At 68.7% G+C, this 3,545-nt stretch carries 4 protein-coding genes; 2 read left to right on the forward strand and 2 right to left on the reverse strand.

Annotated features, from left to right (window positions below):
* A partial coding sequence (ptrR, locus tag P3W75_RS19320) for a putrescine utilization regulator PtrR (protein ID WP_276228916.1) occupies positions 1 to 875 on the reverse strand: 875 nt, incomplete at its 3' end.
* A 158-nt stretch (positions 876 to 1,033) separates the two neighbouring features.
* Here ptrR and P3W75_RS19325 point away from each other — a divergent pair.
* The gene (locus P3W75_RS19325; protein ID WP_276228917.1) at positions 1,034 to 2,419 is read left to right on the forward strand and encodes an aldehyde dehydrogenase family protein; all 1,386 of its coding nucleotides are present in this window, start codon (positions 1,034 to 1,036) and stop codon (positions 2,417 to 2,419) included.
* A 94-nt stretch (positions 2,420 to 2,513) separates the two neighbouring features.
* Positions 2,514 to 3,218: a glutathione binding-like protein gene (locus tag P3W75_RS19330; protein WP_276228918.1), complete on the forward strand. Its 705-nt coding sequence runs from the start codon at positions 2,514 to 2,516 to the stop codon at positions 3,216 to 3,218.
* Between the two features lie 240 nt (positions 3,219 to 3,458).
* Here the strand turns inward: P3W75_RS19330 and P3W75_RS31925 are convergent.
* On the reverse strand, positions 3,459 to 3,545 hold an 87-nt coding region (locus P3W75_RS31925), incomplete at its 5' end, for a hypothetical protein (RefSeq protein WP_430765388.1).

Raw genomic sequence — 3,545 nt, forward strand, 5'->3', positions numbered from 1 at the left:
GCCGCGTCGACGTCGCGGCGCTCCGGCTCCAGCAGGCCGATGAAGGCGCGCAGCGCCGGGGTGTCGGTGCCGCGCCGCCAGAACAGCCAGGTGGTGGCGTCGGCGTGGTTGGCGGCCAGGTGGTGGACGGCGACGTTGCGCCCGCCGGCCAGGCTGTCGAACATCGCCTTGGGAATGATCGCCACCCCGCCCCCCGCCGCGATGCAGGCGAGCATGCCGTGGTAGGACTCCATCTCGATGATCTTGCCCGGCACCACGCGCTGCTCGGCGAACCAGCCTTCCAGGCGCTTGCGGTAGGAGCAGGTGTCGCGGAAGGCGAACACCGTTTCCCCGGCCACGTCGCGGGCGTCGCGCACCGGGGCGTGGCCCTGGACGCTCATCAGCACCAGTTCTTCCTGGAACACCGGGCGGCCGTCCAGCTGCGGGTGATTGGCCGGGCCATCGGCGAAGGCGGCGATGAAGCGGCCGGAAAGCACGCCGTCGATCATCTCGCCCGAGGGGCCGGTGGACAGGTCCAGCTGCACCTTCGGGTAGCGCTGGTGGTAGCGCGCCAGCAGCTCGGGGATGCGCACCGCCGCGGTGCTTTCCATGGAGCCGAGGGAAAAGCCGCCGTGGGGCTCGGCGCCGCTGGCCACCTGGCGCGCCTCTTCCACCAGGTCGAGGATGCGCTCGGCGTAGTCGAGGAAACTGCGGCCGGTGGGCGACAGGCGCAGGCGCGACTTCTCGCGGATGAACAGCTCGGCGCCCAGCTCGCCTTCCAGCTGCTTGATGCGCGTGGTCAGGTTCGACGGTACGCGGTGCAGACGGTTCGCCGCGGCGGTGATGCTGCCGTCCTGGGCGACGGCGCGGAAGAACTCCAGCTGGGTCAGGTCCACGTTTCTCTCCGGAAGAATAGTTCTTTCTTAATTATTCATTTGTCATGAATGGTTCGTCACCTTACTTTCTTGCCCATGCCGGCGCCAGGGGCGCCGGCCGAATCACCGTCGCCGCCGACACACGGCGGCCTGCCTCACCCGATTACAAGGAACACCCGATGAACCAGATCGCCGCGATTCCGGCCGCCATCTCGCGCAGCCCCGCCACCGGCCAGGAACTGGCCCGCTACCCCTTCGAGGACGCCACCCAGCTGGAAACCGCGCTGGCCCGCACCGACGCCGGCTTCCGCCAGTGGCGCGAAACCTCGGTGGCCGAGCGCGTCGCCGTGCTGCGCAAGATGGCCGAAGTGCTGCGCGCCAACGTCGAGCCCATGGCCCGCATGGAAGCCCAGGAGATGGGCATGCCGGTCACCCAGGCGCGCGGCGAGATCAACAAGTGCGCCAACCTCTGCGACTGGTACGCCGAGCACGGCCCGGCGATGCTGGACGACGAGAAGACCAGCATCGAAGGCGCGTACATCTCCTACCTGCCGCTGGGCCCGGTGCTGGCCGTGATGCCGTGGAACTTCCCCACCTGGCAGGTCATGCGGGGCGCGGTGAGCATCATCCTCGGCGGCAACACCTACGTGCTCAAGCACGCGCCGAACGTCATGGGCTGCGCCTACCAGCTGCAGAAGGCCTGGCTCGACGCCGGCCTGCCGGAAGGCGTGTTCGAGGTGCTGAACGTCGAGCCGGCGCTGGTTTCCAAGGCCATCGCCGATGACCGCATCGCCTCCATCGCCGTGACCGGCAGCGTGGGCGCGGGCGCGGCCATCGCCTCCCAGGCCGGCGCCGCGCTGAAGAAGTGCGTGCTGGAACTGGGCGGCGCCGACCCCTTCATCGTGCTCGCCGACGCCGACCTCGACGCCGCCGTGAAAGCCGCCGTCGCCAGCCGCTTCGGCAACTGCGGCCAGGTGTGCATCGCCGCCAAGCGCATGATCATCGAGGAATCCGTCGCCCCGGCCTTCACCGAGAAGCTGCTGGCCGCGGTCAAGGCGCTGAAGATCGGCGACCCGCTGGCGGACGACACCTTCGTCGGCCCGATGGCCCGTTTCGACCTGCGCGAGGAGCTGCACAACCAGGTCCAGCAGGCCATCGCCGACGGCGCCACCCTGCTGCTGGGCGGCCACAAGCTGGAAGGCGAAGGCAACTACTACGCGCCGACCGTGCTGGCCGACGTGAAGCCGGGCAACACCGCCTTCGCCAAGGAAATCTTCGGCCCGGTGGCTTCGGTGATAGTCGCGCGCGACGCCGAGCACGCCCTGGAACTGGCCAACGACAGCGAGTTCGGCCTGTCCGGCGCGATCTGGAGCGCCGACAAGGCCAAGGCCCAGCACATGGCCCGGCGCCTGGTCAGCGGCGGCGTGTTCATCAACGGCTTCTCCGCGTCCGACCCCCGCGTACCGATCGGCGGCGTGAAGAAGAGCGGTTTCGGCCGCGAGCTGTCGCACTTCGGCCTGCGCGAGTTCCTCAACCCGCAGACCGTGTGGATCGACCGCAAGTAAAGCTATAGTCTTGGCTTTTAGCCCGCACCGCTCTCCTGGGTGCGGGCGTAGTACGCCCCGGCGCATGCCGGGGCGTTCCACGTCAGGAGGTCCCATGCTCGAGCTGTACTACTGGCCCACCCCCAACGGCCACAAGATCACCCTGCTCCTCGAAGAGGCGGGGCTCGACTACCGCATCCACCCCATCGATATCAGCGCCGGCGACCAGTTCAAGCCGGAGTTCCTCGCCTTCTCGCCGAACAACCGCATGCCCGCCCTCATCGACACCGCCCCGGCGGACGGCGGCGAGCCGATCAGCGTGTTCGAGTCCGGCGCCATCCTCGTCTACCTCGCGGAAAAGACCGGCCGGTTCATGCCCGCCGACCTGCGCGGGCGCAAGACGGTGCTGGAATGGCTGTTCTGGCAGGTCGGCGGCCTCGGCCCGATGGCCGGGCAGAACCACCACTTCGTGCAGTACGCGCCGGAAAAGCTGCCCTACGCCATGCAGCGCTACATCAACGAGACCAACCGCCTCTACGGCGTGATGGACAAGCGCCTGGCGCAAACGGCGTACCTGGGCGGCGACGAATACAGCATCGCCGACATGGCCAGCTACCCCTGGGTGGTGCCGTGGCAGCGCCAGCAGCAGGACCTCGCCGAATTCCCCCACCTCAAGCGCTGGTTCGACGGCATCGCCGCGCGCCCGGCGACCGTGCGCGCCTACGCCAAGGGCCAGCCGTTCTCCTCGCGGCCGTCGGTGACCGACGAGGGCAAGAAGCTGCTGTTCGGGCAGACGGCGGCGAGCGTGGGCAAGGCGTAGCTTCGCGCTTGGCCGGCGGCGGATAACCGCGAACGGTTATTCGCCCTACGTCCCCGTGTTCGCGGGAATGACGGATTGAGGCGTGTGCCAATCCCTCCCCCGTCACTCCCGCGAACGCGGGAGCCCAGCGGCTTCGGCTCTTCGTAGGAGCGAGCTTGCTCGTGAACGGGCTCCGCTGCGGGGCGGGTTCGCGAGCAAGCTCGCTCCTACAGGTGTATCGGCGGCGTGCGAGCCCGTCGGTTACACGCGGAACTGCCCCATCAGGCTCTGCTGGTGGTTCGCCAGGTCGTTCAGCGACTGGCTGATCTGCGCCGATTCCTGGGCCTG

The sequence above is a fragment of the Pseudomonas citronellolis genome (assembly GCF_029335315.1).
Lineage (GTDB): Bacteria > Pseudomonadota > Gammaproteobacteria > Pseudomonadales > Pseudomonadaceae > Pseudomonas > Pseudomonas citronellolis_A.